This is a genomic window from Nonomuraea sp. NPDC050328 (assembly GCF_044459405.1).
Taxonomy (GTDB): domain Bacteria; phylum Actinomycetota; class Actinomycetes; order Streptosporangiales; family Streptosporangiaceae; genus Nonomuraea.
In genome coordinates, this window is record NZ_JBITIW010000003.1 from 370,012 (window position 1) to 395,326 (window position 25,315).

At 71.2% G+C, this 25,315-nt stretch carries 31 protein-coding genes; 18 read left to right on the forward strand and 13 right to left on the reverse strand.

The features are described 5' to 3' along the window. Positions 1–5: 5 nt before the first annotated feature. On the reverse strand, positions 6–338 hold the full coding sequence (locus tag ACIBG7_RS13160) for an STAS domain-containing protein (protein WP_357923943.1): 333 nt from the start codon (positions 336–338) through the stop codon (positions 6–8). A 313-nt stretch (positions 339–651) separates the two neighbouring features. On the opposite strand from ACIBG7_RS13160, the gene ACIBG7_RS13165 reads away from it, so the two are divergent. Continuing rightward, the gene (locus ACIBG7_RS13165; RefSeq protein ID WP_397336263.1) at positions 652–1,065 is read left to right on the forward strand and encodes an ester cyclase; all 414 of its coding nucleotides are present in this window, start codon (positions 652–654) and stop codon (positions 1,063–1,065) included. Here the strand turns inward: ACIBG7_RS13165 and ACIBG7_RS13170 are convergent. Beyond that, positions 1,062–1,688 carry a TetR/AcrR family transcriptional regulator gene (locus ACIBG7_RS13170; protein ID WP_397336264.1) on the reverse strand — a complete coding sequence of 209 codons (627 nt, stop codon included), beginning with the start codon at positions 1,686–1,688 and terminating at the stop codon, positions 1,062–1,064. The genes ACIBG7_RS13165 and ACIBG7_RS13170 overlap by 4 nt on opposite strands. Before the next feature lie 85 nt (positions 1,689–1,773). On the opposite strand from ACIBG7_RS13170, the gene ACIBG7_RS13175 reads away from it, so the two are divergent. The 3 genes from ACIBG7_RS13175 to ACIBG7_RS13185 all read left to right on the forward strand — a co-directional run bounded on the left by ACIBG7_RS13175 (position 1,774) and on the right by ACIBG7_RS13185 (position 3,870). After that, positions 1,774–2,376: an NAD(P)H-dependent oxidoreductase gene (locus tag ACIBG7_RS13175; RefSeq protein WP_357923937.1), complete on the forward strand. Its 603-nt coding sequence runs from the start codon at positions 1,774–1,776 to the stop codon at positions 2,374–2,376. Positions 2,377–2,448: 72 nt separating this feature from the next. Then, a complete protein-coding gene (locus tag ACIBG7_RS13180; protein WP_397336265.1) occupies positions 2,449–3,357 on the forward strand; it encodes a phosphotransferase in 909 nt (302 codons plus the stop codon). 45 nt (positions 3,358–3,402) lie between these two features. Then, complete coding sequence (locus ACIBG7_RS13185; protein ID WP_357923935.1) at positions 3,403–3,870, forward strand: SRPBCC family protein; 468 nt, start codon at positions 3,403–3,405, stop codon at positions 3,868–3,870. 8 nt (positions 3,871–3,878) lie between these two features. Here ACIBG7_RS13185 and ACIBG7_RS13190 read toward each other — a convergent pair whose 3' ends face one another. Further along, complete coding sequence (locus ACIBG7_RS13190; protein ID WP_397336266.1) at positions 3,879–4,331, reverse strand: GbsR/MarR family transcriptional regulator; 453 nt, start codon at positions 4,329–4,331, stop codon at positions 3,879–3,881. Then, positions 4,328–5,131, reverse strand: coding sequence for an alpha/beta fold hydrolase (locus ACIBG7_RS13195; protein WP_397336267.1), 804 nt, complete (start codon positions 5,129–5,131; stop codon positions 4,328–4,330). Before ACIBG7_RS13195 ends, ACIBG7_RS13190 begins: the two co-directional genes overlap by 4 nt. Positions 5,132–5,310: 179 nt before the next feature. Between ACIBG7_RS13195 and ACIBG7_RS13200 the strand changes: the two genes are divergently transcribed. The 6 genes from ACIBG7_RS13200 to ACIBG7_RS13225 all read left to right on the forward strand — a co-directional run bounded on the left by ACIBG7_RS13200 (position 5,311) and on the right by ACIBG7_RS13225 (position 9,659). After that, on the forward strand, positions 5,311–6,333 hold the full coding sequence (locus tag ACIBG7_RS13200; RefSeq protein ID WP_397336268.1) for a zinc-dependent alcohol dehydrogenase family protein: 1,023 nt from the start codon (positions 5,311–5,313) through the stop codon (positions 6,331–6,333). 92 nt (positions 6,334–6,425) lie between these two features. Beyond that, on the forward strand, positions 6,426–7,541 hold the full coding sequence (locus tag ACIBG7_RS13205) for a serine hydrolase domain-containing protein (RefSeq protein ID WP_397336269.1): 1,116 nt from the start codon (positions 6,426–6,428) through the stop codon (positions 7,539–7,541). Between the two features lie 62 nt (positions 7,542–7,603). Then, complete coding sequence (locus tag ACIBG7_RS13210; RefSeq protein WP_397336271.1) at positions 7,604–8,386, forward strand: MerR family transcriptional regulator; 783 nt, start codon at positions 7,604–7,606, stop codon at positions 8,384–8,386. 26 nt (positions 8,387–8,412) lie between these two features. Further along, the gene (locus tag ACIBG7_RS13215) at positions 8,413–8,562 is read left to right on the forward strand and encodes a hypothetical protein (protein ID WP_397336272.1); all 150 of its coding nucleotides are present in this window, start codon (positions 8,413–8,415) and stop codon (positions 8,560–8,562) included. A 108-nt stretch (positions 8,563–8,670) separates the two neighbouring features. Then, positions 8,671–9,336 carry a nitroreductase gene (locus ACIBG7_RS13220; RefSeq protein WP_397336273.1) on the forward strand — a complete coding sequence of 222 codons (666 nt, stop codon included), beginning with the start codon at positions 8,671–8,673 and terminating at the stop codon, positions 9,334–9,336. A gap of 50 nt (positions 9,337–9,386) precedes the next feature. Further along, positions 9,387–9,659, forward strand: coding sequence for a hypothetical protein (locus ACIBG7_RS13225; protein WP_397336274.1), 273 nt, complete (start codon positions 9,387–9,389; stop codon positions 9,657–9,659). Between the two features lie 15 nt (positions 9,660–9,674). Here ACIBG7_RS13225 and ACIBG7_RS13230 read toward each other — a convergent pair whose 3' ends face one another. The 5 genes from ACIBG7_RS13230 to ACIBG7_RS13250 all read right to left on the reverse strand — a co-directional run bounded on the left by ACIBG7_RS13230 (position 9,675) and on the right by ACIBG7_RS13250 (position 13,655). Beyond that, positions 9,675–10,820: an RNA polymerase sigma factor gene (locus ACIBG7_RS13230; RefSeq protein ID WP_397336275.1), complete on the reverse strand. Its 1,146-nt coding sequence runs from the start codon at positions 10,818–10,820 to the stop codon at positions 9,675–9,677. Continuing rightward, a complete protein-coding gene (locus tag ACIBG7_RS13235) occupies positions 10,817–11,224 on the reverse strand; it encodes a YciI family protein (protein WP_357923919.1) in 408 nt (135 codons plus the stop codon). Before ACIBG7_RS13235 ends, ACIBG7_RS13230 begins: the two co-directional genes overlap by 4 nt. A 39-nt stretch (positions 11,225–11,263) precedes the next feature. Continuing rightward, positions 11,264–11,800, reverse strand: coding sequence for a pyridoxamine 5'-phosphate oxidase family protein (locus tag ACIBG7_RS13240; protein ID WP_357923917.1), 537 nt, complete (start codon positions 11,798–11,800; stop codon positions 11,264–11,266). A gap of 30 nt (positions 11,801–11,830) precedes the next feature. Then, positions 11,831–12,292, reverse strand: a complete 462-nt coding sequence (locus tag ACIBG7_RS13245; RefSeq protein ID WP_397336276.1) for a VOC family protein — start codon at positions 12,290–12,292, stop codon at positions 11,831–11,833. Positions 12,293–12,458: 166 nt separating this feature from the next. Then, positions 12,459–13,655 (reverse strand): hypothetical protein, encoded by a 1,197-nt coding sequence (locus tag ACIBG7_RS13250; RefSeq protein WP_397336277.1) that lies wholly within the window; start codon positions 13,653–13,655, stop codon positions 12,459–12,461. 156 nt (positions 13,656–13,811) lie between these two features. On the opposite strand from ACIBG7_RS13250, the gene ACIBG7_RS13255 reads away from it, so the two are divergent. Together ACIBG7_RS13255 and ACIBG7_RS13260 are read left to right on the forward strand one after the other, a co-directional pair. After that, positions 13,812–14,651 (forward strand): helix-turn-helix domain-containing protein, encoded by an 840-nt coding sequence (locus ACIBG7_RS13255; protein WP_397336278.1) that lies wholly within the window; start codon positions 13,812–13,814, stop codon positions 14,649–14,651. 66 nt (positions 14,652–14,717) lie between these two features. Continuing rightward, the gene (locus ACIBG7_RS13260) at positions 14,718–15,305 is read left to right on the forward strand and encodes a dihydrofolate reductase family protein (protein WP_397336279.1); all 588 of its coding nucleotides are present in this window, start codon (positions 14,718–14,720) and stop codon (positions 15,303–15,305) included. On the opposite strand, the gene ACIBG7_RS13265 is transcribed toward ACIBG7_RS13260, so the two are convergent. Beyond that, positions 15,281–15,874 (reverse strand): DinB family protein, encoded by a 594-nt coding sequence (locus ACIBG7_RS13265; protein ID WP_357923720.1) that lies wholly within the window; start codon positions 15,872–15,874, stop codon positions 15,281–15,283. The two genes, ACIBG7_RS13260 and ACIBG7_RS13265, sit on opposite strands and share 25 nt — an antisense overlap. A gap of 176 nt (positions 15,875–16,050) precedes the next feature. On the opposite strand from ACIBG7_RS13265, the gene ACIBG7_RS13270 reads away from it, so the two are divergent. The 3 genes from ACIBG7_RS13270 (at position 16,051) to ACIBG7_RS13280 (ending at position 19,004) form a co-directional block, all read left to right on the forward strand. After that, on the forward strand, positions 16,051–16,605 hold the full coding sequence (locus ACIBG7_RS13270; RefSeq protein WP_397336280.1) for an RNA polymerase sigma factor: 555 nt from the start codon (positions 16,051–16,053) through the stop codon (positions 16,603–16,605). Beyond that, complete coding sequence (locus ACIBG7_RS13275; RefSeq protein ID WP_397336281.1) at positions 16,605–17,420, forward strand: hypothetical protein; 816 nt, start codon at positions 16,605–16,607, stop codon at positions 17,418–17,420. The genes ACIBG7_RS13270 and ACIBG7_RS13275 overlap by 1 nt, the downstream gene beginning before the upstream one ends. 93 nt (positions 17,421–17,513) lie before the next feature. Continuing rightward, complete coding sequence (locus tag ACIBG7_RS13280; protein WP_397336282.1) at positions 17,514–19,004, forward strand: hypothetical protein; 1,491 nt, start codon at positions 17,514–17,516, stop codon at positions 19,002–19,004. A gap of 111 nt (positions 19,005–19,115) precedes the next feature. Here the strand turns inward: ACIBG7_RS13280 and ACIBG7_RS13285 are convergent, their stop codons facing one another. Beyond that, positions 19,116–19,670 (reverse strand): TetR/AcrR family transcriptional regulator, encoded by a 555-nt coding sequence (locus ACIBG7_RS13285; RefSeq protein WP_397336283.1) that lies wholly within the window; start codon positions 19,668–19,670, stop codon positions 19,116–19,118. Positions 19,671–19,816: 146 nt separating this feature from the next. Here ACIBG7_RS13285 and ACIBG7_RS13290 point away from each other — a divergent pair, with 146 nt between their 5' ends. Together ACIBG7_RS13290 and ACIBG7_RS13295 are read left to right on the forward strand one after the other, a co-directional pair. Then, on the forward strand, positions 19,817–20,389 hold the full coding sequence (locus ACIBG7_RS13290) for a carboxymuconolactone decarboxylase family protein (RefSeq protein WP_397336284.1): 573 nt from the start codon (positions 19,817–19,819) through the stop codon (positions 20,387–20,389). A gap of 369 nt (positions 20,390–20,758) precedes the next feature. Further along, positions 20,759–21,748 carry a Tn3 family transposase gene (locus ACIBG7_RS13295; protein WP_397336285.1) on the forward strand — a complete coding sequence of 330 codons (990 nt, stop codon included), beginning with the start codon at positions 20,759–20,761 and terminating at the stop codon, positions 21,746–21,748. A gap of 30 nt (positions 21,749–21,778) precedes the next feature. On the opposite strand, the gene ACIBG7_RS13300 is transcribed toward ACIBG7_RS13295, so the two are convergent. Both ACIBG7_RS13300 and ACIBG7_RS13305 read right to left on the reverse strand, forming a co-directional pair. After that, positions 21,779–23,053, reverse strand: coding sequence for a DUF1254 domain-containing protein (locus ACIBG7_RS13300; RefSeq protein ID WP_397336286.1), 1,275 nt, complete (start codon positions 23,051–23,053; stop codon positions 21,779–21,781). Next, on the reverse strand, positions 23,040–23,708 hold the full coding sequence (locus tag ACIBG7_RS13305; protein ID WP_397336287.1) for a GAP family protein: 669 nt from the start codon (positions 23,706–23,708) through the stop codon (positions 23,040–23,042). Before ACIBG7_RS13305 ends, ACIBG7_RS13300 begins: the two co-directional genes overlap by 14 nt. A 107-nt stretch (positions 23,709–23,815) precedes the next feature. Here ACIBG7_RS13305 and ACIBG7_RS13310 point away from each other — a divergent pair, with 107 nt between their 5' ends. After that, a complete protein-coding gene (locus tag ACIBG7_RS13310; RefSeq protein ID WP_397336288.1) occupies positions 23,816–24,832 on the forward strand; it encodes a recombinase family protein in 1,017 nt (338 codons plus the stop codon). The last annotated feature ends 483 nt before the right edge of the window (positions 24,833–25,315 follow it).

The following is a 25,315-nucleotide window of genomic DNA, read 5'->3' on the forward strand; positions in this document are numbered from 1 at the left end:
TAGACCTAGTTCAGACTGTTCGCGCTGATCAGGGGCGAGGGGGCGATCGGGAAGCGGCGCGCCAGGCCGGTCACGTGCAGCAGCCGGAGCATGAACGGCGGCACCGAGGCGAGCGTGAGCGCGACCCCTTGCGCCTTGGCGCGGGCCTGCACGCCGAGCAGGACGCCGAGGCCGCCGGCGCTGCAGAAGGTGACCTGGGCCAGGTCGAGCTGGAGGGCGCCGGTGCTGGAGTCGAGCGCGTTGAGCAGCCGCCGGCGAAGCTGGGCGGTGGTGAAGATGTCGATGTCACCCGACAGATGGACGATGGTGGCCGGCGGGCTGAGCGTACGGACGGTCATGACGGGCTCCGATCGGAGTGGAAGAAGGCGAGACCGCGCCGCCCGCTGGTCGGGCGGGGCGAATGTCAGGCGCGAAGCTGAAGACGAGGATCGAGAAGGGTCAGGCGTCGGGCGAATGCGGGTGGCGGCACGGGTGCCGCCTGTCCAGGCCCTGCGGACGGGCCGGTTGAGTGTGGTTCGCCGGGGTGTCGCCGACCAGGTGCCAACGCTCTGTGTGTCCTCGGTGCTTCGATTTTACCGTACGCCTCACATTCGCGCCTCCCGCCCCGTCACAACAGGTGAGCACCGATGCCGTGAGCGAAGGAGAATCCCCGTGCCGAACACCGGTTTCACCCGTTTCCACGAGGCGATCAACAGCGGCGACGCCGACGTCGTCGCCCAGACGATCGACGAGGTCGTCACCCCCGGGCTGATCTTCCACGCGCCCGTCCCGATGGGGTTGAGCGGGCCGCAGGCGCTGAAGCTGGTGTGGTCGACGCTGCTGCGCGCCTTCCCCGACATCCGGGTGAGCACCGAAGACGTGATCACCGAGGGGGACAAGGTCGTGATGCGCAACACCGTCACCGGCACCCACCTGGGGGAATACCGCGGCATGCCGCCGACAGGGCGGCAGGTCCGCTACAACGAGATCTTCGTGCTGCGCTTCGAGGGCGAGCGGATCGCGGAGGTGTGGGGCGTGGTCGACCTCTACAGCCAGTTGCGCCAGCTCGGCGCCCTGCCCGACTAGCTCGGGGCTTGGTGGCCGTGCAGGAAGGTCCGCACGCCCGCGGCGACGGTGGCGGCGCTGCGCTCCGGCTGCGGGGCGTGCGGGTCGCGCTCGGGCAGGTCGGCCGAGACCAGCAGCATCAGGTGCAACGCCGCCCGCTCCGGGTCCTCGGCGCGGATCGCGCCGCGCTCGGCCAGGTGGCGGAGCCGGGCGGCGAGTTCGGCCCGCACCCGCTGCGGCCCGGTGCGCCGCCAGGTCTCGATCGCCTCCGGCGGGATGTGGCCCTCCTCGGCGCCGACCTGCTTGACCAGGGCGAAGTGGGCGGCCAGGTCCGGCATGGGGGCGGTCCAGTCCAGGCCGAAGGCGATCAGGTCGGCCTCCAGGTCGGTGACCTTGCGCAGGTGTCGGTCGATGATGGCGATCTGGGCCTCGGCGGCGCGGGCGGCGCTGTCGTGGATGACGCTCAGGAACAGCTCGGCCTTGTCGGCGAAGTGGTTGTAGACGGTGCGCGTGGAGACGCCGGCCTCGGCGGAGATGGCGTCGATGCTGGCGCGGGTGTAGCCGTCGCGGGCGAAGACGGCCAGCGCGCCGGCCAGGATCGCCTGCCGCTTGTCCGACCGTCCGCGGCGGGGCTGCTCGGTCATGGATCTCCTTAATTGCAGGGAGCGTTTTACTTTTTGCCATGTGCGTTGTACTTTACCGGACATCGCCCCGCTGAAGGAGAACGCCATGATCAAGATTGCCGTCGTCGTCGGCAGCATCCGCCCCCGCCGCCGCACCGCCGTGGTGGCCCGCTGGGTCGCCGAGGTCGCCGCCCGCCACCCGGCCGTCACCGCCGGCCAAGCCGCCTTCGAGGTCGTCGACCTGGCCGAGTACGGCCTGTCGGTGCTGGACGAGCCGGTGCCGGCGCTGTTCGGCGACTACCGCCACGCCCACACCGCCCGCTGGGCCGAGACGATCGCCGCCTTCGACGGCTTCGTGTTCGTCACCCCGGAGTACAACCACTCCGTGCCGGCCGGGCTGAAGAACGCGATCGACTTCCTGTACGCCGAGTGGAACAACAAGGCGGCCGGCTTCGTCAGCCACGGCGTGCACGGCGGCGTGCGGGCGGTCGAGCATCTGCGGCTGACGATGACCGAGCTGCAGGTGGCCAGCGTGCGCACCCAGGTGGCGCTGTCGGCCTTCACCGACTTCGAGCTCGCCGACCCCACCGAGCCCGGCATCCTCACCCCCGGCCCCCACCAGGAGCCGACCCTCAACGAGCTGCTGGAGGAGGTCGTGGCCTGGGCCGGCGCACTCAAGAGCCTGCGCGTACCGCAGGTGGCAGCCTGACCACGCGGCCCCCTCCCCCGGTGATCCACCTGGATGGCCCCGCGCGGAAACCGGGATCTACCGTGGTGGCTCATGACGTGCGCAGGGGTTGAGATCACCGAAGATCTGGTCCGCGAGTTGCTGCGCGAGCAGCATCCCGACCTCGCCGACCGCCCACTGCGGCTGGGCGCGCGCGGCTGGGACAACCAGCTCTGGCGGCTCGGCGACGACCTCGCGGTCCGCCTGCCCTGGGCCACCGAGTCGGCCGACGAGCTGTTGCGCAAGGAGTACGCCTGGGTGCCGGCGCTCGCCGCGCGCCTGCCGCTGCCGGTCCCGGTCCCCCAGCGCCTGGGCGAACCCTCCGCGCTGCTCCCCCGGCCGTGGATCGTCACCACCTGGGTGCCCGGCGAGCCCGCAGACCGCGCCCCGCTCACCGACGATGCGCAGGCCGCCCAGGCCCTGGCCGCGTTCCTGGCGGCTCTGCACCAGCCCGCCCCGGCCGGCGCACCCAAGGGCCGCGACCGGGGCGGAGCGGTCTGCGCCGCCACCGAGGGGTTCACCCGCCGGCTCGCCGCCGCCACCGAGCTGGGGCTGGTCCCCGACCCGGCGGCGGTGCGGGCGATCTGGGCGGAGGCCGTCGCCGCGCCCGCCTGGGCCGGCCCGCCGCTGTGGCTGCACGGGGGCCTGCACCCGGCCAACGTCCTGACCCGGGACGGCGCCCTGGGCGGGGTGATCGACTTCGGCGACCTGTGCGCCGGGGACCCGGCGTGGGATCTGGCCGCCGTCTGGACGCTGCTGCCGGACGGCGCCGCCGGGTCCTTTCACGCCGCCTACGGGCCCGGCCCCGACGCCGCCACCCTGGCCAGGGCCCGCGGGTGGGCGGCGGCGCGGGCGGTGAGCGCGCTGCTCGTCGCCGAGGCCGGGCGGCGGGGCCGTCCCGGCGGGCAACCCACCTGGGGTCCGCCCGCCCAGGCCGCCCTGCGCCGGATCGCCGCCTTCTGAGCGCCCGGTTCTCGGGGTACGGCGGGTGCGCCCTACGATCGGGCCATGCCACGCTTCGAGGTCGACACCCTCATCCACGCCCCGGTGGAGCTGGTCTTCGACACCTCGCTGTCGGTGGAGACCCACACCGCCTCGATGCGCGCCTCACGGGAACGAGCGGTCGCCGGCGTCACCTCGGGACGCCTGGCCCTGGGCGACCAGGTCACCTGGCAGGCCCGGCACTTCGGCCTCCCCTGGCGGCTGACCTCGACGATCAGCGCCTACGTCAGACCGTCGTTCTTCGTGGACGAGCAGGTGGCCGGCCCGTTTCGCCGCTGGCACCACGAGCACCACTTCCAGGCGAGCGCCCAGGGCACCGTGATGCGAGACGTGATCGACTTCGCCGCCCCCTACGGCCCGCTCGGCGCCTTCGCCGAACGCCTGGTCCTGCGCCGGTACATGACCCGGCTCATCCGCCTGCGCAACCAGCACATCAAGGACCTCACCGAGACGGCGGCCCGCAACACCGGCTGACAGGCGGCTCAGCGCGGCTCCCGCCCGCGGCGGTAGGTGGCGAGCATCTGCTCCCCCACCTCGACATACCCGGCGAACAGCCCGATCACGTCCTGGAGCCGGTCGCGGGCCGGGCCGGCGCCGACCAGGTCCTCGCCCTTCCGGAGGGCGGCGATCAGCGTCTTGGCCCGGGCGTGGCTCGCCTCCAGCAGGGAGGCGAGGCCGCCGGCGGCTTCCACCAGCAGCCGGCGGCTGCCGGGCTGGGGAATGACCCTGGCCAGCCCCCAGGAGTCGAGCTGACGCACCGCCGTACTCACCGAGCCCTTGCTCAGCGTGAGTTCGGCGGCGATGGCGTCCAGGGACTGCGGCTCCTCGCTGACCAGGAGCAGCCCGTAGACGCGGCCGGTGGCGTGCGGCAGGTTCCACGAGGCGAGCAGGTCGCCCACCGAGCCGATGAACGCGCTGCGCCGCTCGCCGCTCATCGCTGCTCCTGGCGGGTCAGCGTGCGCAGGAACGACTCGATCGCGGCGTTGACGGCCTGCGGGTTGTCCTGCGTGCTGAGGTGGCCGGCGTCGGCGATGACGATCTCCTCGACGCCTTCGGCGCGAGCCCAGCGGGGCATGGCGGAGGCGATGGTGCCGGTGCGGTCGTACTGGCCGCGGATCAGGCACAGCGGTATGGGCGTCCGATATCCCGGATCCGGGGCGACGAGCTCCACGGCGGCCTTCCACACCTGGACGAACTCCTTCTTCGACAACTGCGAGAAGGCGCGGCGCGCATCGGCCCGGGCGGCCGGGGTGTGCGCGGAGGCGGCGGCCATCAGCTCGGGAAGCCGGCAGGCCGGAAGCGCCAGCAGCATCGGCGCGGCCAGCTTGAGCAGCAGGCGCTCGCTCCACGACAGCGGCCCGGCGTTCCAGGCCGAGTCGATGACGATCAGCGCCCGGGCCAGGTTCGCCTCCCGCCGGACGAGGGCCTGGCTGAGGTTGCCGCCCAGGGACTGGCCGGCCAGGACGGGCCGCTCCAGCGCCAGATGCCCGATGAGCGCGCGTAGGTCGGCCAGCGCCCGTTCGGCGGTGAACGGGCGTCCGGCCGGCTGGGAGCGGCCGTGGCCGCGCAGGTCCCAGACCACGACGCGGAAGCCTCGGGCGCGCAGGTGGTCGGCCTGGGCGTCGAACATCACGTGGTCGGCCCCGGCGCCGTGCGTGAAGACCACCGGCATCCCTTCGCCGCCGCTGTCCGAGTAGCGCAGGTCGCAGCCGTCGACGGGGAGCACACCGGCCATATTTAGCATGTACTGAATATAGCGAACATGTGGCGCACGTCGTGGACCGCTCCCCCGAAGGGCGGGGAAAGAGATCGTCTGCCCTGTTCAACCCCTGCCGACCTGGGGAAGGCCTCCCTGCGCGGGGCGGGCACGCTGATCGCATCCATCACCACCCACCGTCGAAGGAGATCGTTGTCATGCGTGGAGTAGTTCTGCACGGCCCCCGCGACATCCGCGTCGAGGACCGCCCCGACCCGCACCTCGCCGACCCCACCGACGCGATCATCCGCGTCACCGCCGCCTGCGTCTGCGGCTCGGACCTGTGGCCCTACCGGGGCATCGACCGGGGCGCGGGACCGGCCCCGATGGGTCACGAGTACGTCGGCGTCGTCGAGCAGGTCGGCGACGCGGTCGAGACGATCGAGGTCGGGGACTTCGTCGTCGGCTCGTTCTTCGCCTCCGACAACACCTGCGAGATCTGCCGGGCCGGCTACCAGTCGCGGTGCGTGCATGCCGTACCCATGGGCGCCTTGGGCACCCAGGCGCAGTACGCGCTCGTCCCGCTGGCCGACGGCACCCTGGTCGCCACCCCGGGCATGCCCGACCCCGGCCTGGTCCCGTCGCTGCTGACCGCCTCCGACGTGCTCGGCACCGGCTGGTTCGCCGCCGTCGCCGCCGAGGCCGGCCCCGGCAAGACGGTCGCCGTGGTGGGCGACGGCGCGGTCGGCCTGCTCGGCGTCCTGGCCGCCAGGCAGCTCGGCGCCGAGCGCATCATCGTCTTCAGCCGCCACGCCGACCGGCAGAAGCTCGCCACCGAGTTCGGCGCCACCGACATCCTCACCGAACGCGGCGACCAGGGCGTCGCGGCGCTCAAGGAGCTGACCGGCGGCCTGGGCGCGCACAGCGTGATCGAGGCGGTCGGCACCCAGGAGTCGATGATGCAGGCCATCCGCGCCACCCGCCCCGGCGGCCACGTCGGATACGTCGGCGTGAGCCACGACGTCGCGCTGCCCGGCGAGGAGCTGTTCTTCTCCGGCGTGCACCTGCACGGCGGCCCGGCCCCGGTCCGCCGCTTCCTGCCCGAGCTCATCGGCCTCATCTGGGACCGGCGGATCGACCCCGGCAGGGTCTTCGACCTCGACCTGCCCCTGGAGGAGGCCGCCGAGGGCTACCGGGCGATGGACGAGCGCCGCGCCATCAAGACGCTGCTGCGCCCGTGAGTGTGATCCAGATCACGGTTGAGGTTGACCTCGGGTCAAGGTGGAAGCTCGGCGCAGCGGCGACAGGCCGACCGAGAAGAAGGGCAACCACCATGACCCAGCAGGACAGCTTCGACCGCCCCGAGCTGCGCAAGGCGATCGAGGAGATCGTCGAGTCCGGGTTCCTCGGAGTGACGCTGCGCGTGCGCGACGAGCGGGGCGAATGGACCGGCAGCGCCGGAGTGGCCGAGCTGGACGGCACCGCCACACCGCCCGTCGACGGGCACGCCCGGATCGGCAGCAACACCAAGACCTTCACCGCGGCCCTGGTGCTGCACCTGGTGGCCGAGGGCAGGATCGAGCTGGACGCCCCGGTGGCCGGCTACCTGCCCGCGTTCGACCTGGACGGGCGGATCACCGTGCGGATGCTGCTGCAGCACACCAGCGGGCTGTTCAACTTCACCGGCGAGGTCTACGACGACGGCTCCACCGTGCACGGCGTCCCCGTCCCCTACCGCGCCACCGGCCGGCAGTGGCTGGACAACCGTTTCCACACCTACCGGCCCGAGGAGCTGGTACGGCTGGCGCTGTCCAAGCCGGCCCGGTTCGAGCCGGGCACCGGCTGGAGCTACGCCAACACCAACTACGTGCTGGCCCGGCTGCTGGTCGAGCAGGTCACCGGCCGTTCGCTGGCCGAGGAGATGCGCGAGCGGATCCTGGACCCGCTCGGGCTGTCGGGCACCCTGCTGCCGGACGCCTCGCCGGAGATCCCGCGGCCGCACGCCCGCATCTACTACCGCTACGAGCAGGACGGCCGGCAGGAGACGGCCGACATCACCCGCTACAACCCCTCCTGGGTCTCCACCGGCGGCGACATGATCTCGACCACCCAGGACCTGGCCACCTTCATCTCCGCGCTGCTGGCCGGCAAGATTTTGCCCGCCCCGCTGCTGGGCGAGATGTGCACGCCGTACGCCACGGGCCTCCCGGGCATGGACTACGGGCTGGGCGTGTTCGTCCAGAAAACCGACTGCGGCGACACCCTCATCACCCACAACGGCGGCAACGTCGGCTCCGTGAGCCTGATGTACGGCACGCCCGACGGCGGCAGGACGCTGACCGCCGTGCTGAACTGGGTGGACGACGCCGGCATGTCCATCGCGGCCGCCTTCCCGGAAGCTCAGCGCAAGCTCGTCCACGAGGTGTTCTGCGGCCGGCGGGCCGCCTGACGATGGCTTCCGCTCCCCGGCCGGCCTGGTCACCGGGCCCGGACACCAGCAGAATGCGGCGGATGAACGGGGTAACGATCGGGCAGGCGGCGGCCTTCGTCGGCGTCACGGTGAAGACGGTGCGGCACTACCACAAGCTCGGCCTGGTCAAGGAGCCGGAGCGCGACGGCTCCGGCTACCGCAGGTACGGCTCGGCCGAGCTGCTGCGCCTGGTGCAGGTCCGGACGCTGGCCACCGCCGGGGTGCCGCTGACCGAGATCGGGCCCCTGCTGGAGGCCGACGGCTCGCTGTTCGCCACCGCGCTGGCCGACGTCGACCGGCAGCTCACCGAGCGGATCGAGGAGCTGGTCGCGCGCCGCGACCTGCTGCGCCGGCTCGCCGACGGGGATCGGGCCCTGCTGCCCGACCGCGCCGTGGCGCTCCTGCAGCGTTTGTCCCACCTGGGCTTCGGCGCGGAGCAGGTGGCGGCCACCCGGGAGGGCTGGGTGCTGGCCAGGGCCCTGGTCCCGGAGGGCTTCGACGACTTCCTCGCCCATGTCGAGCACGCTCTCGACGACCCGGCCTTCGTCGCGTTGAGCAGGCGCGCGAGCGAGGCCGCGGCCTGGGAGCCGGACGACCCGCGCGTGGCCGAGCTCGCCACCGCCATGGCCGAGCACTTCCTCGCCAACCCCGCGCACCTCAAGATCGTGACCGGCCTGCAGGCCCGCACCGACACCGCCGCCCGCTACCACCTGCTCGCGTACCACGGCGAACAGCAGGGAACGGCCACCGAGCACGGCATCGCCCTCGTCGAGGCCAAGCTCCGCGCCGCCGGCATCCACATCCCCCGACCGGGCACCCACTGACCACACCCATCGCTGAAGCTCGTGCGGTGCAGGTCGAGGTCGGACTGGACCACACGGTCCTCATGTTGTTCGACGCCAAGCCCGGCTGGCCGGCGGCTCCCGCTCACCGGCGGGTGTACGTCGAGGACATCGCGGCGACCGTCGGGCGGGCTGTGGTTGCCGGGCTCGCGTGGTGACCCGCCCGACACCGCTGGCGGTAGCCAGGGCCGCCCATCGCTATTCGCCGCTGGTCTGCCTGCCGTACGGGGGGGAAGACTCAGCGTGGAGTGAAGGGGCGCGAAGACGTGGATGTGTACGAAGCCGTGGACAGTCGCCGGGCCGTGCGGGCGTTCAGCGATGAGCCGGTGCCCAAGGAACTGCTCGAACGCGTGCTGGCGGCGGCGGCGCGGGCGCCGTCGAGCGGGAATCTCCAGCCGTGGCGCGTGTACGTCGTGGGCGGTGAGCCCTTGGCCGAACTCAAAAGGCGCGCCACGGCCAGGGCTCGGGCGGCAGACCCGGGTGATGAGCGCGAGTATCCGATGTACCCGGCCGAGCTGACCTCGCCGTATCTGGACCGCTTCTCCGCCGCAGCCGCCCAGCGCTACCAAGCCCTGGGCATCGAGCGTGACGACCCCGACCGGCCCAGGAAGATCGCCGCCTTGAACTCGCAGGCGTTCGGGGCGCCGGTCGTCCTGTTCTGCTACCTCGACCGGACGATGGGGCCCGGGCAGTGGGGCGACGCGGGGATGTACTTACAGACGGTCATGCTGTTGCTGAGAGCGGAAGGGCTGCACAGCTGCCCCCAGGTGATGTGGACGATGTACCGCGAGACGGTCAGCCGGCTGGTCGGAGCCGATGATGGGCTCGTGCTGTTCTGCGGGGTCTCGGTGGGGTTCGAGAAGGAAGGCGTGCCACGGCTGCGCACGGGGCGGGCGGACCTGAGGGAGACGGTGAGCTTCATCGGGGTGTGAGCGCGGCGGGGACAACCGGCCGCCGGGCGGCGAAGTGCATACTGATCCCCATGAGCGACGATCAGGTGACCGCCGCGGTCCATCGCGTGATCGACCGGTACGACCCCGAAGGGCTGCTGGCCATGGGGGCGCCGCAGGACGAGTACCGGCCCGAGGTGGAGGATCTGGCCGCGCTGGTCCGCGGTGCGGAGCCGATCACCCCCGAACGGGTCGCGGCGGTGTGGAGCCGGTGGTTCAACGGGATGGCCGACTGGTCCACGCGGCGTCCCGAGCAGGTGGCCGAGGTCGCCGCGACGCTGGAGGAACTGCGCCGCACCCGTTGAACCGCGGGTGGGCGCTCACCGGCGCAGGCGGGTGTTGAGCCGGGCGGCCTGGCGGGTGAGGTGGTCGCGTTCGGGGCGGCTGGTGGCGGCCCGGGCGGCTTCGCCGTACAGTCTGGCCGCGGTGACCAGGTCGCCGTCACGCTCGTGCAGGTAGGCCGCGACCGCCGCATACCGGGGCAGAGCGGGGCCGAGTTCGGCCAGGGCGGCCAGCCCGGCCCGGGGGCCGTCGGCCTCGGCGACCGCGACCGCCCGGTTGAGCCGGGCCACCGGGTTGCCGGTCAGGCGCACCAGCTCGTCGTACCACTCGACGATCTGCACCCAGTCGGTCTCCCCGGCCGCCGGGGCGTCGGCGTGCAGGGCGGCGATGGCGGCCTGCGCCTGGTACTCGCCGAGCCGGTCGCGGGCCAGCGCCGCCTGCAGGATGTCGACCCCTTCGGCGATCATGCGGGTGTCCCACCGGCCGCGGTCCTGCTCGGCCAGCGGGACCAGCGCGCCGTCCGGGGTGGTGCGTGCCGTACGGCGGGCATGGTGCAACAGCATGAGCGCGAGCAGGCCCGCGACCTCCTCGTGCTTGGTCAGCACGGCAAGCTGGCGGGTGAGCCGGATCGCCTCGGCGGCCAGGTCGACGTCGCCGGAGTAGCCCTCGTTGAAGACCAGGTACAGCACCCGCAGCACGGTGGCGACCTCGCCCGGCCGGGTGAAGCGCACCCCCGCGACGGTGCGCTTGGCCCGGCTGATGCGCTGGGCCATCGTCGCCTCGGGCACCAGGTAGGCCTCGGCGATCTGCCTGGTGGTCAGGCCGCCGACCGCGCGCAGGGTGAGCGCGACGGCCGAGGCCGGGCTCAGCGACGGGTGCGCGCACAGGAAGTACAACCGCAGCGTGTCGTCGAAGGCCTGGCCGGGGCCCGGTTCGGGCTCGCTGTCGACGCGCAGCTCCCGCAGCCGCCGGGAGGTCTCGGCGCGGGCCGCGTCGAGGAACTTGCGCCAGGCCACGGTGACCAGCCAGCCCTTGGCGTCGCGCGGCGGCTCCTGCGGCCACCCGCGCACGGCCTCGACCAGGGCGTCCTGGACGGCGTCCTCGGCCGCCGCGAAGTCGGCTCCACGCCGGACCAGGACGCCGATCACCTCGGGCACCAGCTTGCGCAGCAGTGCCTCGTTCACTCGATCACCGGGAAGTGCTCGGTCATGAAGGGGCGCACCTCGAGCCACTCGTGGATCGGCCGGCCGCCCGCGCCCGGCGCCGCCGACAACTGCGCGGCCAGCTCCAGCGCCCGCTCGTAGGAGTCGACGTCGATCACCATCCAGCCGGCGATCAGGTCCTTGGTCTCGGCGAACGGGCCGTCGGTGAGCGGCGGCCGGCCCTCACCGTCGTATCGGACGAAGGTGCCCTCCGGGGTGAGCCCCTGCGTGTCGACGAACTCGCCGGTGTCCCGCAGGCGCGTGGCGAAGTCGACCATGTACTGCACGTGGGCCGACAGCTCCTCCGGCGTCCACTGCTCCATCGGCACGTCGTTGACCGCCGCCGGGGCGCCCCGGTAGTGCTTCAGCAGCAGGTACTTGGCCATGACGGTTCTCCTTCGCTCCCCGGCCCATTGTGGCCGTGTTCACTCCGGGGACGGAGCGGCGGGCGGGTTCTCGACATCATCGTTCGTGCTTTCGGCGCGTCGCCGCAGCAGTTCCTCGACCGGGCTCGGCAGGGTCGTCTCGAAGTCGATCAGCTTGGCCCAGGTCGGGGTCACCACGATCCGGACCATCCCGTCGCGGTAGAGCGAGCGCACCTCCGCCTCCCACTCCACCCGCTGCTCGGGCGTCATCTGGTAGGTGGTGGTCTGCTGCAGGAACTCCGCCGGGATGCCGTCCACGTGGTCCAGCTCGGCCCGGCCCCGGATGAGCAGGATCTTGGGCGGGTGCGACTCGGTGTCGACGGTCAGGGCGACCATCGGGTTCGCGCGCAGGGCGTGCAGCTTGGGGGCGTTCTTCGGGGTGCACATCACGACCTCGGAGCCGTTCCAGGCGAAGACGATCGGGATGTTGCGCGGGGTGCCGTCCTTGGCGACGTAGGCCAGGCGGGTCAGGTCGCGGGCCAGCAGCTCCTGGCTGAGCGGGCGGTTCAGGACCTCGGCGATCTCGTGCGGTTGCATGGTGCGCTCCTCTCGGTGGATGTCAGGCGGTCAGTTCTGTGGCTCGGCCGGCCCGCCGAGCTGCTGGGCCAGAGCCACCACCAGGCCCTCGGGGCCACGGACGTAGCAGAGCCGGTAGGAGTCCTCGTACTGCGCCACCTCGCCGACCAGCTCGGCCCCGTGGGTGCGCAGCCGGGCGAGGACGTCGTCGATGTCGTCGACCGCGAACATGATCCGCCGGATGCCCAGCGTGTTGGCCGGCGCGTTCTCCGGCACGCCCGCGACCGCCTCGGGCAGGTGGTACTTCGCCAGCTCCACCCTGCCGTGCCCGTCGGGGCAGCGCAGCATCGCCACCTCGACCCGCTGGTCCTCCAGCCCGACCACCCGGGCCGCCCAGGGGCCCTCGATGGGCGCCCTGCCCTCCACCTCCATGCCGATCTCCACGAAGAACGCGATGACCGTGTCGAGGTCTTCTACGACGATGCCGATGTTGTCCATCCGCTGCAGTGCCATGGTGTCTCTCCTGTTCGGTGGGTCTTTGCTGGAGCGGGGACGGAGCCGGACCCGCGTTCTCGACATCCTGACGGCACCGATTTTCGCCCGCGCTTCTCTCCCGCCCGGAGAACCTCGGACGAGCGGGTCGCGGTTCAGCCGGTTTTAGGGCCCTGTGTCCTGCGGTTCAGCCGGACTTGGGGCCATCTGCCCGGAGTTCGGCCAGGACCGCCCGCTCGCGCAACTGCGCCGCCTCGGCCCGGACGGCCTCCAGCTCGGCCCGCAGGTCGGCCACCCGCGCCCGCTCGAGCTGCAGCTCCCCCCGCACCCGGTCTCGCTCCTCGGCCGTGGCCGCGCCCCGCTCCCGCTCGGCCGCCGCCCGCTCCTCGGCCACCGTGGCCCTCGCCTCGGCCGCCGCCCGCTCCTTGCGTGCCTCCTCCACCGCCGCCGACACCTCCCGTTCCCGCCGCGAGGCCTCGTCCCGTGCTTGCTCGGCGCGCTCGCGTTCCCGCTCGGCCACCTGCGCCCGCGCCGCCGCGACCGCCAGCTCGCGCTCGGCCTCGGCCCGCGCCACCCGCGCCGCCTCGGCCTCCTCCCGGGCCCTGCCCAGGCGCTCCTTGGCCTTCCTGACCGCTTCCTCGCTGGCGGCCCGTACCCGTTCGGCCTCCTCCCTCTCCCGCCGCACGGCTTCCTCGGCGTCCTCCCGTGCCCGCCGTGCGGTCTCCTCCGCGGCCTCCCGTACGGCTTGCGCCTCCCGTTCGGCGTGGTCCACCTTGGCCTCGGCGGCATCCACCCGCTCGGCCAGCTCCTTGACGGCCTGGTCGCGGGCCTTCTCGGCCGCCTCGGCCCGCCGTACCGCCTCCTGCACCGCCTGTACGGCCTGCCGCTCGGTCGCCGAGGCCTCCCGCAACGCCGCCAGGGCCTGTTCCCTGGCCGTCTCCCCCTCGGCGACGGCCACGTCCCGCTCCTCGTGCGCCCGTTCGACCGCCTCCCGCATGGCCTCCGTCTCGGCCTTGGCCCGCTCGACCGCCTCCCGCGCCAGCCGTACCTGCTCCAGCGCCTGCTCCCGCTCCGTCCGCGCGATCGCCACCCGCGTGTGCGCCTCGGCCTGCACCGCGCTCAGCTTCGCCTCGACCCCGGCGGGACTCAGCTCCTCGGCCAGCGCGTGCGCCAGCGGCTCCAGCACGGCGCTCAGCCCCGCCTCCATGCGGTCGTAGAACTGCTCCGCCCTGGCCAGCGCCCCCTCCAGACCTGGGGTGGCGCGCCTCAGCTCCCGCTCCCGTTTGGCCGCCGCCTGGCAGTCCCCCTCGCGGCAGTAGGCGCGTGGCCGCCCCTTGCCGCCTCGCTGCTCGATCGGGGCTCCGCAGTGCTTACACGGGGTCATCACACCGGCTTCTGCTGTCACGGTCTCACGGTAGCATTTTTTGTTTTCTAGAAAATGGAAATCGAAAAATAAGATCCGTTGCGTCCGAATGACTTGCGAGAATGCAGAATTCCCGCAAGTAACGCTGCGTCGGCAGAGGTCGGCCATACTGTGAGCGTGGAGTACGTCTCCAGAGCGCCGCGGCCGCCGCTCGACGGATTGATCGACGACCTCTACTACCTGGAGGGCTCGGCGCCGTACGCCCGGCTGTTGCTGCCGCCGTCTCCCTCGGCGTTGCTCATCGTCAACCTCGGGCCGCCGTTCCGCATCCGCGCCGGCACCGACCTCGAGACGGCCGAGTACGCCGACGGCTGCGTGGTCACCATGCCGACCCGCGCGATCGAGTTCGGCTACCCGCCCCGGACCCGGTCCGTGGGCGTGCACTTCAAGCCGTGGGGGCCGGCGCAGTTCCTGCCGATGCCCGCGGCCGAGCTGCGTGACCGGCCGGTGACGCTGGAGCAGGTCTGGGGCCGGCCCGCCGTTGCCGAACTGCGCGAGCGGCTGGCCGGCGCGGCCGGGCCGTACGAGATGGTGACGCTCCTCGAACAGGAGCTGATGCGACGGCTGCGCGAGACCGCCGGCCTGGGGCTGGTGCGCCACACGAGCGGCGTCATCGCGGCGACCGGCGGGGCGGTGACGATCGGCGACCTGAGCGCGGCGGCCGGGGTCAGCAGCACGCATCTGGCGCAACGGTTCAAGGAGCTCGTCGGCGTCACGCCGAAGCGGCTGGCCCGCACCTACCGCTTCACCGCCACGGTGTTCTCGATCGACCCCGCCGGGCCGATCGACTGGGGCGAGCTCGCCGGGGGTGCGGGCTACTTCGACCAGGCGCACTTCGGCCACGAGTTCCGGGCGTTCACCGGGCTCACCCCGACCCGCTACCTCGAGGTCCGGCGGCGCTTCCTGCGCGAACACCCCGGCCACGTGCTGGACGGCTGGCCGCTGCCGGCCGATTGATTTCTTACAAGAGCGCCGGCTCGCCAGACGCTAGCTTGAGGGCACCCGAGAGCAGAGGAGAGCCCCATGGGCAAGGTGGTCATGTACAGCTCGGTGTCGGTGGACGGCTTCATCGCCGGCGACGATGACCAGCCCGGACCGCTGTTCGACTGGCTGACCAGCGGTGACGTCCCGCTGGACGAGAGCGGCGTGGTGAAGGTGTCGCAGACGTCGTACGACTACACCCGGCCGTACTGGGACCAGATCGGCGTCACGATCGTCGGCCGGCACGTCTTCGACCTGACCGGCGGCTGGGACGGGAAGCCGCCGGGCGGGATCGACCACGTGGTCGTCGTGACGCACCGGCCGGCGCCCGAGGGCTGGGACCCCGGGGCGCCGTTCCACTTCGTCGACGGCGTCGAGGCGGCCGTGGCCAAGGCGCAGGATCTCGCGGGCGACCGCCTGGTCGAGGTCGCCGCCGGCGACGTCGGAGGCCAGGTGCTGGCCGCGGGCCTGGTCGACGAGGTGCGCATGGACGTCGTGCCCGTCGTGCTCGGGTCCGGCAAGCGCTTCTTCGGGCCGGTCCAGGCGCAGCACCTGCTGGAGGATCCTGACGTGGTGATCCGGGGCAACCGGGTGCTTCACCTGCGCTACCGGGTGCGCCGGGCCGGCTGAGCCGTGAGCGATGCGGCCTGCTCGATCCTCGCGCGGTGGGCCGCACGGGCTTCCTCGTCGATCCGCTGCTCGTGTTCGGGGCGCAACCCGGTCCGGCCGTCGAGGCCCTCACGCAGGATGTCGGCGTGCCCGGCATGCCGTACGGTCTCACCGAGGACATGCACCAGGACGGCGAACAGGTTCGTGCCGGCATGAGGCTCCGGCCACCACGGCACGTGACCTGCGGCGTCGAGCGGGAGCTCGTTGATCGTCGCATCCGAGTGTTCCCACGTGCGCCGGTAGAAGCCGACGATCTCATCGAGGCTCTCGTCCTCGGCCGCCCAATGATCGCTGCCGTCGGAGTCCTGCCACCGGGGCAGCGGCCCCGGGGAAGGACGGCCGAAAACCTCGCCGAAGTACCTGGCCTCGACGGTGGCCACGTGTTTGACCAGGCCGAGCAGGTTGGTCCCGGTCGCGGTCAACGGCCGGCGGGCGTCGTATTCGGCCAAGCCGTCAAGCTTCCACAGCAACGCCTTGCGGTCTCGCCGCAGCCTGCCGTGCAGGGTGTCTTTCGCGAAGTCGTCAATCATGCGGCATGAGCCTGCCATGGGCTGCCCATCGCCCCAAATCCGGGCGGAGTCGCGGCGCGGTGCCGGCGGCCGACAGGACGTGCGGGAGAGCCACTTTCGGCGGAAATCGGGGTGAAACTATCTGGCGGGTCCGGACAGGTACGGGGTGTCGGACCTTACGGATGAGAGAAGGCAGCGTGACCCACCATGACCGCAAGCAGCGCTTCGAGGTGATTTACGTTGCCAGCTATCCCGACATCCTCAGCTATGTCCGCCGACGGACCGACTCCCACGAGGATGCCGCCGATGCCCTCGCCGAGACGTTCGCCACGGCCTGGCGCCGGCTGGACGACATCCCCAAGGGTCGGGACGCGCGCCTGTGGCTGTTCGGCGTGGCCCGCCGGGTGCTGGCCAACGGCCGCCGCGCCGAGTCGCGCCGCAGCGAGCTGGTGGAGCGGCTCGGTCACCAGCTCGCGGTGTGGGCGGAGCACACCGAGGCCGGCGAGAGCCTGGCGGGCGTGCGGGAGGCGTTCGGGCGGCTGAGCGCCGACGACCGGGAGATCCTCGCGCTGGCCGGCTGGGAGGGGCTGAACGCCGACGAGATCGCCACCGTCGTGGGCTGCTCGCGGGCCAACGCCCGGCTGCGGCTGCATCGGGCCCGCAAACGGCTGGCCGGACACCTGGACGCGGCCGGCGTCGACATGGCCCGCATCGGCTTGCGTGCCGTCGCGATGACGAAGGGGGCTGTGTGATGCACGAGATCGACCGCCTGGTGGCCGGCATCGCGCCCGATCCCGGTCCCGGCACGACGCCGCTCGCCAGGGAACTGCTCGATGAGATCACCTCCGTCCCCGTCCCCGAGCGCCGCCGCACCTGGTCGCGCAGGTGGGCGACCGTACCGGTGCTGGCCACGCTCGCGGCCCTGCTGTCCTTCGGCCTCGCCCAGGCGCCCGCCTCCGCCGCGCTCGACATCGAGCTGGTGGACGACCACTACGTGATCACGGTGAAGGACCTGCTGGCCGAGCCCGAGGTGTACCAGCGGGAGCTGCGGGCCAGAGGCCTGGACATCACGCTCGACCTCGTACCGACCTCCGCGAGCCTGGCGGGCCAAATAGTCGTGATCAACGACGTTGACTGGTTGAGATCCGGCAAACCGGTACCCGACGGTCCGATCACCACCATCGACGCCCCGGGACCGTGCGAGCGGTTCGCCGGCTGCCCTGTCGGCCTGAAGGTGCCGGTCGACTTCGACAAGAAGGCCGAGATCAGTCTCGGCAGACGGGCCATGCCCGGCGAGAGGTACACGATGCCGCCCGGCATCGCCCTGCCGGGCGAGCCTCTGCACTGCGTCGGCTACGTCAACAAGAGCGTCGCCGAGATCTCGGCCCTGCTGCGCGAGCGCGGCGTCACCCCCTCGTACATCTCGTACGGCAAGCCCTCGGGACCCTCCGCCCCCGGCGAGTGGTACGTGCACGACGGCGTCATGAGCGCCGACGGCCAGGCCCTTCTCCTGGTCGGTGCCGAGCCCAGCACCCAGCGCAACCCGGGGCCGCAGTCTCGCTGTTGATCCCGGCCTGACGCCGAGAGCCGCCCCCATTGCCGCCATGCGTCGTCCTCGGCATGCGCGGACCTCCGTCCTGCCCCCACGATCGGATTTCGCGTGCTCACCGACACTCGCGTGGCGCTGCCTTCTCAGCGCCGCCTGGCCGCCCTCGCCGACCACCGCGTCTTCGCCGCGTTGCTGCTCCTGGCTGCCGTGTTGCGGGTGGTGACGATGCTCGGCTACCGCCCCGTCACGCTCTACTGGTACGACTCCTTCACCTACCTCGACACCGCCGTGCACCCGGCTCCGTCCGCGACGTTCCACCCGATCGGCTACCCGTTGCTGCTGCGGGCGCTGCTGCCGTTCCACAGCGTGGAGCTGGTCGCGGCCGTCCAGCACGCCATCGGCCTGGGCACCGGCATGCTGCTCTATGCGGTACTGCGCCGCAGGGCGACGCCCGGCTGGGCGTCGGCGTCGGCGACGGTGCCGATGCTGTTCGACGCCTCCTTCCTGCGCCTCGAGCATGCCGTCCTGTCCGACACGCAGTTCATCTTCCTGATCGTGGCCGGGCTGGCCGTACTCATGTGGTCGCCGCGGTTGTCCGTGCGCGCCGCCGCCGGAGCGGGCCTGCTGTTCGCCGCAGCCGCGCTGACCAGGACGATCGCGCTGCCCTTGCTCCTGCTCGTCGTACTCGTGCTGGCCGTTCGGCGCGTGGGGCGGCGGCCGCTGGCTGCGCTGGTTCTGGCCGGTGCGCTGCCCTTGGCCGGGTACGCCGCCTGGTATGCCCAGCACCACAGCCGCTTCGCCATCAGCGGCGCCGATGGGGTCGCCCTGTGGGCCCGCACGATGACGTTCGCCGACTGTGCCCGCATCCAGCCGCCGCCCGATCTCGCGCGCCTCTGCCCCAACGGGACAAAAGTGGACGCGGCCTCCGAGTACGTGTGGGCGCCTGGAGCCTCGCTCAACCTGCTGCCCGGCGACCGCTTCACGCACAACGACCTGGCCCGCTCGTTCGCGATCGAGGCGATCCTCGCCCAGCCGCTGGACTACCTGGGCGACGTCGCCCGCGACACCGCCATCGCCTTCTCCTGGACCCCGATCCCGCACCCCGACCGCACCACCCCGGCGTTCGGCTTCAAGAGCGGGCACTGGGAGCTGCCCGGCCAGCCGCTGATCGCCAAGGTGAAACGGGAGTACGACCCGGACCTCCGCGGCCTGTCGTCGGTCTCCCCGTACGCGGATTTCCTCATCGCCTACCAGTACGCCGCCTACCTGCGCGGCCCGTTCCTGGGTCTGATCCTCCTCCTGGGCGGGGCCGCCGCGATCCGGCGGCCCCGCGTGGCGCTGCTGCCGTGGGCCGTGGCGATGGGCCTGCTGATCGGCCCGGTCGCAGGTCTGGACTTCGACCACCGGTACGTGCTGCCTGTCATACCCATCGCCTGCCTGGCCGCCGCCCTCGCTTTCCGACCTTCGTCGGGAATCTGGACGGAGCAGGGGCGGATCGGTACGGCACGCAGATCCCTTCCCCCCGCGACCACTCCGCGGACGCCGGACATGGCGGCACTCCACCGACAAGCAGACCGATGCCCGCCTGCGCGCTGCAGGTGAAGGTCGAGGCGGAAGAGGAGGACGACGGTCAGCAGGTGAGCGTGAAAGAGGCCGGGCAGCCCGCCTGAATCTGCCGCTGACAGGCTTCGCGGTCATGACGCGGGCGCGCCGCTACGGCCGGTCGGAGGCGAGCGGCCGATCAAGCAGCAGCGCCGCGGTCGATCGTGCGGTCGCGGCGGCGTGGGCGTCGCGATCCAGGTGGGCGGCGGTGATCGCGCCGTCGATGAGCTGGACCAGCGCAGCGACCAGGGCGTCATCACCTGATGGCCGCTGCAGCAGGCGCCGCAGCAGATCCGGCAGCCATTGCCGGTGGTAGGCGATGACGGCCTGGATGCCGTCGTGGTGGGGGTATTCGGCGGCGGCGTTGACGAACGGGCAGCCGCGATAGGCCGGACTGGACAGTTGCTCGTGGAAGACATCGAACAAAGCCAGCACCCGACCGCCCGGGTCGCCGGCCCGGGCGTACACCTCGGCTTCGACGTGAGCGCGCCAGGTGTCGGTACGGCGCCGCAGATAGGCGGCGACCAGGTCTTCTTTGGTGCGGAAGTGCACATACATGGTGGAGCGGGAGACGTTGGCATCGTTGATCACCCGGTCGATGCCGACCGCCCTGATGCCTTCGGCGTAGAACAGCAGGTCCGCGGTGGCCAACAGGCGCTCGCGCACCGGGGAGGCCTTCGTCTCTGGCATTGTCACCCCACCAGTATCGAACCGAACGTTCTGTTTGACAAATCCCGACGCGCCGCCCTAGCGTCACTCCTCGTATCGAACCGAACGTTCTGTTTGGTCAGTGTGAAAGAGAGATGTGCCCCATGACCCGTGTTCCCCTCATCGACCCCGCCACCGCGACCGGCGCCGCCGCCGAGCAGCTCGCCGCCACCCGGCAGACCCTGGGCGTGATCCCCAACATGGCCACGGCGATGGCCAACAGTCCCGCCGCGCTCCAGGGCTTCCTGGGTCTGTTCGGCGCGCTGAAGCAGGGCGTGCTCCCGGCCGCCACGCAGGAACGCATCGCCCTGGCCGTCGCAGAGGCCAACGGCTGCGCCTATTGCCTATCTGCGCACACCATGGTCTCCCGCAACGCGGTCAAGCTGCCGGAGGAAGAGATCACCGCCGCCCGCCGCGGCCACAGCTTGGACGCCAAGTCGGAGGCCGTCCTGCACTTGGCGCTGGCCATCACGCGCAACCGTGGCCCGGTCGACAAGGAGACCTTCGACGCTGCCCGGCAGGCCGGACTGAGTGACGAGGAGATCGTCGAAGTGATCGCCAACGTCGCCCGCAACATCTTCACCAACTACGTCAACGAGGCACTCGATGTCGACGTGGAATGGCCACTGGTCACCCCGTTCGAACGCACCGCGAGCAGCGCTACGCGCGAGGCCTGAGGGGCCCTGCGCCGGATCGACGGCGAAGCCGACCGGCGTGTCACCGATACGCCGGCCGGCATCTCACCCGAGCTCGGCCACACCGCGGCGGGGCGTTGGGCGAGATGTACGACAGGCTTGGCCTCGCGCCCGCGAACCTCAGCTGAAGGTCCGGGTGGGCGCGGCGCAGGCCGCCGAGGCCCTGTTTGCCACGAGATGCCCCCGCGCCGTCACCGGGGTCGATGTACAGCGGAGCGAAAACGTACGCTGAGCCCGTTCGCGCAGGTCAGCCGCGACGGCTGAGTACGGGGGTCCGGAGAGGCTTGGCGTACGTTCCCGTTCCATCGCACAGGTCGCAGTTCGCTCGCAGCACCAAGCACCCTCCGCACGTTGGGCGGCGGCCTGGTCGCGGCGATCGACGGGATGCGCTTCATCGTCCCGGTCCCCTCGGCCTACGCCCGCCCCAACCGCAAGTACTTCGGTCCCAAGCGCGGTGTCACCCGGCTCAACATGATCAACGATCAGGCGTTCGGCGTCGCGGCCAAGGTCGTCTCCGGCACCGACCGCGACTGCCTGCACGCCCTGGACGTCACCTTCTCCAGCGGCGAGGGCCGGCGGGCGGATGTGATCGTGACCGACACCGGCTCGTATTCCGACCTGGTCTTCGGCCTGGCGCACCTGCTGGATCGCGAGTACCGGCCGGCGCTGGCCGATCTGCCGGATCAAAAGCTATGGAAGTCCCAGCCCGAGGCCGACTACGGCGCCCTGAACTCGCTGGCGCGCGGCCGCTTGGACCTGGCCAAGGTCGCCCACCAGTGGGAGGAGATCATTCGGCTGGTCGCCTCCATCTACACCAGCGAGGTCAGCCCATACGACGTCGTGCGGATGCTGCACGGCGGCCACCCCACCGCGCTGGGTGAGGCCATCAACACCTACGGCCGCGTCTTCAAGTCGCTGCACGTGCTGGCGTTGATCGACGATGAGGACCTGCGGCGCGACATCAAGGGCATCCGCAACCTGCAGGAAGGCCGCCATGCCCTGGCCGCGCGGGTTTTTCACGGTCGCAAGGGACAGCTGTTCCACCGCTACTACGACGGTCTGGAAGATCAACTGGGCGCGCCGGGCATCGTGTTGAACTGCCTGGTGCTGTGGAACACCACCTACATCGACGACGCCCTGGCCCAGCTGCGCGAGCAGGGCTATCCGGTGCAGGAGGCGGATGTGGCACGCCTTTCGCCGTTCATCTGCAAGCACATCAACGTGCACGGACGCTACTCCTTCTACCGCCACGAGCTCGGCGGGGCGCGCCGTCCGCTGCGCGACCCCGAGACTCCCGATCCCGACGCCGAGGACGAGGACGAGCAGGACGCCCAGGACTGAGGCGCAGCGGCACGCAAGGAGAAGACGGTTTCACTCACGAACCACCGGTGGCAGCCGGTAGCTGCCGTCCAGAACGGCCTGGCCCGGCATGTAGAGCCGCATCATGGGCCGGAAGTCGCCCGCGGGGGCAGGCAGCCAGTTGGCGGTGTCGGCGGGCTCCTCGTGGCTCATGACGATGGTCAGCGATCCGTCGCCGGCGTGCTGGATGCCTGGGGTGCGGTCGCCGATGGAGTAGCGGCCGATCGGGTTGTCCACCAGGTAGTAGTCGGGCGCCGCGTACATGGTGATCGACCAGAACGCGCCCACCGGCGGCAGCTCCTCAAAGCGCAGCGTGTAGGAGTGGGCACCATTGAGCTGCCGGCCGTCGGAGTCGACGCGCACGGTGGGGTAGACGGCCTCGTAACCATGGTTGCCCCACAACGCCGCCCGGGCGCTGACGGCGCGCACCAGGTAGGACTGCTCCCGGTCGGGGAGGCGCCAAGCCGCCTCGTCCAGGGTGCCGAGCTCGAAGAAGTCCAGGTTGTAGTCGAAGGCGTGCGGGTTGACGTCCCAGCCGTTGACCGGGGCCTGGTGGCCGGCCTTCATGGTCTGCTCGATCCGTTCGCGCCCGTCGGCGAGCCCGGCGAGGATCTCCGGGTCCGCGCTGGTGTACGGCCGGCCGTCCAGAAGCCCGAGCGGCGCGAACCTGGCGGCGTAGTCCTGGTCAGCGGGGGCGGGCGGGAAAGCGGCCATCCACCGGCGCAGGCGTTCCAGAAATAGCAGGTCCTGCGGAGCCTTCACGTCGGGGATACCGTTGCCTGGCTGGCCGTCGAGGGTGAAGCCGCTCTGCAGGGCGAAGACGTTGGGCAGGTCGTCGGGGCCGTCGCAGGCGATGCGGCCGACGATGGTGGCCACCGCGGTCGGTGCATGGATCACCGGCACGTCGGCCTGTCCGCTCCAGCCGGGTGGCACGATCAGGTACTCGCCGGCGCGGGTGCCTGTGGCGCGCTTGCCGACGTAGGCGAAGTTGTTGCTCCATGCGTCCACGAACTGCAGTACGTAGTAGCACTCGCCGGTGTCGGGCACGCGTAGCCGTACCGGGCCGCTGGAAAGGTCGAGCTGGGCGATGGAGTAGAGGGTGTCGTTGTTGACGCTGACGAACTCGTCCTTCGGCGTGGCCAGGTGCTTGCCGTGCGCGAAGGTGTTGAACGGCGCGCCGGGCAGGTCACCCACACCCTCGCGGACGAATCGGTCGATCTGCCCGACGTCGAACACGAGCGGGAAACCGTAGACGTAGGCGTCGGCGGCCAGTTCACGCAGCTCCATCACAGTCCTCCAGGACCCTTGCCGACCAGCACCACGCCCAGCACGAGCAGCAGGACGACAATGCGGTCGCGTTGTTGTGCTCCAGCCAGTGGCGCAGGGAGTTGAGCGGCCCGCGCATCCGCTCGGCGGCCACCGCGTAAGCGATCACCGGGACGGCGACCGTGCTGACGGCGATCACCGTGAAGACCACCAGCGGCAGCACATAGGAGCCGCCCTGGGCGATGGCCACCCCGGCGGCCACGCACATGGCCAGGTTCTTCGGGTTCACCGCCGACAGCAGAAAACCGATCGATTCGCTCCTGCCCGGGGTCATCTTGTCGATCGCCGCCATCCAGGCGGGCAGCTTGGGCGCCTGGCCCTCCTTGGGCCTGGCCTTCCACTGCTTGATCGCCAACAGCAGCATGACCACACCGAGCAGCAGCTTGATCCAGGACACCACGGCAGACGGCTGCCCACCCGACTCCAGCCCTACGGCCTCTGCCAGCATCGCGAACAGGACGGTGGCGATCACGACGCCGGCCACCCAGCCGATCAGGAACCCGGTGCTGGTTCCGCCCGCGCGAGGCGCCAGCAGCATGAGAATGACCGCGATAATCGGCACCGGGCTGATCGCAACACCCAACGCCAGCGGCAGCAACTCCCCGGTGACGTTCATGCGATCTTGCTACCCGCCTCTATATCCACGATCATCCCCTCTGCCAGCAAAGGCTTGACTGTGCCGAGACGGGGCTTTCGCGCCGGAAAGGTGTCCCGTCATGACGGATGTGCGGACGATCGCCGCCTAGGACTGGCTCTGCGGCTTCCCGCCGCTCGGCGATGGCCAAGTTCTCAAACGAATCCTTTCCGGCAGGAAGATCGAAAACGGCCGCCGCGAGACACCAGGCCGTCGGCTCGCCCAGCCCGGCTCACCCTGCCGGGTCCCGCTCAGGCGCCGTCGCCGGGATCTACCACACCGGCCGCTTCAAGAAGGTCGCCCGGCTCGCCAAGCTGCTGCGTGTGCCCACCTCAGCCGATCGCGGCCCCGGCCAGCCCTGGCGACCCGGAACCCCGCCACCGGCCGCGCCTGATACCGGCACCCCCGGCGCCGACATCCGCATCGGCTACGCCCGCTGCTCCCACCTCACCCAGAAACTGCAGTCACAACTCGACGCCCTGGCCGCGCATGGCATTCCCCGCGACAAGCTCTTCTCCGAGAAGATCAGCACCCGCGTCCGGGTCCGCCCACAGTTCGAAGCCGCACTGCAAACCGCCCGCCAGATCAAAGCCCACGCCCCGCACTGCCGCGTCATTTTCACCGGGTACGAGATGAAACGCCTCGGCCGCGACGCCGCCGAACTCACCGCCCTGGCCGACCACCTGACCGCCCACGGCCTGATCCTGGAGATGCTCGCCAGCCCGCTCCCCGGCATCTACGACCCCAGCGGCCCTGGCCGCATGCTCTTCGGCTTCTTCGCCGCCATGGCCGAAACCGAACACGAGAACATCCGCGAAGCCACCCTGGAAGGCCTGGACGCCGCCGCCCGCAAAGGCAAGCACGGCGGCCGGCCACCCGTCATCACCGACGACATGCTGCACACCGTGCTGCGCCGCCGCGCCGCCGGCGAGTCCGTCGAAGCCATCCGCCCCGACCTGATCATCCCGACCGGCAAGCGCAAGGGCCGCAACCCCGGCCTGGCCAGCATCTACCGAGCCCTGGCCCAACACGACAAAGCTCAGTCCTACCCCGAGGCAATCGAGGCAGCCCACGCCGACCTCGCCGACCTTCGCCCCGCCCAGTGACCTCGCGGCCCCATCACAACGGCACCGCGCCCCGGCGCCCCCGGAGTCACAGCCTCGGTCCGATCGCACGTGTCCGGATCTGTGTGATCGAACGGGAACGTACGCCAAGCCTCTCCTGACCCCCGTACTCAGCCGTTACAGCTGACCTGCGCGAACGGGCTTAGCGTACGTTTTCGTTCCGCTGTACTTCGACCCCCGTCACCGCCACGCTGGTGGCGAAGAAGGCCTTCGCCGATCGACGTTGGCCGCGCCGGTCAGCGGCTCCAATCCCGGGTTGAGGAACAGCGGTACGGCCATAAGCAATGAGAACGACCTTGAGCACGTGGCGCTCGCGCAAGAGACTGCTCCGCACTCCCGGCGGGCCGGCAACCAGACGGTTGGCCCAGCGCACGTACTCGATGGCGCCCCCTCGGAGACGACGTGGGCGGAGAATGCAGGGCGGATGATGCCGAGCCGGGCGGACGCGATCAGGCGATGGTGAGT